The sequence below is a fragment of the Maritimibacter sp. 55A14 genome (assembly GCF_003122205.1).
Taxonomy (GTDB): Bacteria; Pseudomonadota; Alphaproteobacteria; order Rhodobacterales; family Rhodobacteraceae; genus QEYE01.
Genome location: NZ_QEYE01000060.1, coordinates 1 through 1,448, shown reverse-complemented (window position 1 = coordinate 1,448; position 1,448 = coordinate 1). Strand labels below are relative to the sequence as shown.

The 1,448-nt window shown below is 62.0% G+C and carries 2 protein-coding genes and 1 pseudogene; 2 read left to right on the top strand and 1 reads right to left on the bottom strand.

Going from position 1 to position 1,448, the window contains the following annotated elements; translation table 11 throughout:
• The first annotated feature begins 343 nt into the window (after positions 1-343).
• On the top strand, positions 344-736 hold the full coding sequence (locus DDZ14_RS19170; RefSeq protein ID WP_158275575.1) for a response regulator transcription factor: 393 nt from the start codon (positions 344-346) through the stop codon (positions 734-736).
• Positions 737-1,029: 293 nt separating this feature from the next.
• On the opposite strand, the gene DDZ14_RS20090 is transcribed toward DDZ14_RS19170, so the two are convergent.
• Positions 1,030-1,260 carry a hypothetical protein gene (locus DDZ14_RS20090; protein WP_233252660.1) on the bottom strand — a complete coding sequence of 77 codons (231 nt, stop codon included), beginning with the start codon at positions 1,258-1,260 and terminating at the stop codon, positions 1,030-1,032.
• A 66-nt stretch (positions 1,261-1,326) separates the two neighbouring features.
• Between DDZ14_RS20090 and DDZ14_RS20085 the strand changes: the two are divergent.
• A pseudogene (locus tag DDZ14_RS20085) lies at positions 1,327-1,448 on the top strand (IS3 family transposase); the annotation flags it as partial.

Here is a 1,448-nt window from a genome sequence, read left to right as displayed (position 1 = left end):
ACCATCTGGCAACGGTTACGGCGGATTTTGAACTGGCCGAGGGGCTCACACTGGGCGCAGGTTACCGTTACGGCCGCGAAGGAGGCGGGGACAGCCACACGCTGGGCGCGCTGCTGGTCTACGAGTTTGGGATCTGAGCATCGGGGTCGAGCGGGAAATGGACCGAGAGGAAAGCGACGCGGGATGACGAGATTACGTAGCCTCGTACCCAAGCCCCTGCTGCTTCTGGCTGCGATCGCGGGGGCGGCGCATGCGGCGGGGCAAGGTGGGAATCCCAGGAGATGCGTCGGACTTGCATGGAAAATCGCGCCTAACCGGGCTGTGGCCACCAGGGTTATGTTGTATGAAGATACTCGCCATCGATGATGATCTGATGATCCTTGAGTTGCTCAAGGAGGCGATGGTCGCGCACGGCGAGTTCGAGGTCGAGACCGCTTCCTCTGGCAAGATGGCAATAGAGATCATCCGCGAGAGCGGAGCCGTTTACGACTGCTTCCTGCTGGATATCCAGATGCCGGAGACCGACGGGATCGAGGTGTGTAAGGCAATCCGCGCGACCCCGGGTTGCGAGCGTACGCCGGTCATCATGGCCACCGCGATGTCACAGACAGCCTATATGGAACGCGCCTACGCGGCCGGGGCCACGGATTACCTCATCAAGCCGTTCGATTTCATCGAGCTGAACACGCGCCTGAACGCGGCGGTCAGGACCGTTCAATCGGATAGCCCGACATGAGGTTCGCCACAGGCTTCCGCCAAGACAAAGTCCGGGCGGCAGATCTACCAGAAGACCGGCTATCTGCGGGCCGTGCATCTCTTGCTTGGCCACACCAAGATGGACAGCACGGTTACCCGGCGCGGGCGACGTGATCGGCGTCGTACTCGTGATGACCGGGGGATGCGATCCACAAGCCGTTGAAAACCTAATGGAGGCCACCTGAACGCCAATTTGCAAACCTTCGAGACTCAGGCCGCATAAACTAGAACTTGGGCGGACAAAAACGAGACTGGGCCAACCGCGGAGGGTTATTATCCGTTCAGCCGCCGGGTCTGCGCGTCCTCGACCATCAGGCGGTCCTGACCGGACTCGTCCATGAGTATTTCGTTGAGCAGCATCTTGTAGGACCGTTTCTTCAGCTTGCGCTGTTCCGCCGATTGCCGCTGCGCGCTGAGGAAGCTGCGGGGCAGGCTGCCGCGGTTCTGACGCTCGCCGATCTTGGCCTCCGCCTCTTCGATCACGCCATGCAGCAGCGACAGCATGCCGGTGCGGCCGGCGCTGCGCAGCGGCACCTCCTCGCTGGCGGCGAAGACAAGCGCGTTGTCGCCCCCAATCAGCGCTGGTCGCTCGACTTCACCAGCGACGCGCTGGCCAATGGCCGCAAGTTCCGCACCGCCAATCTCAAGGACGACTGCACCCGGGAGTGCCCGGCGATCGAGGTGGATTTCTC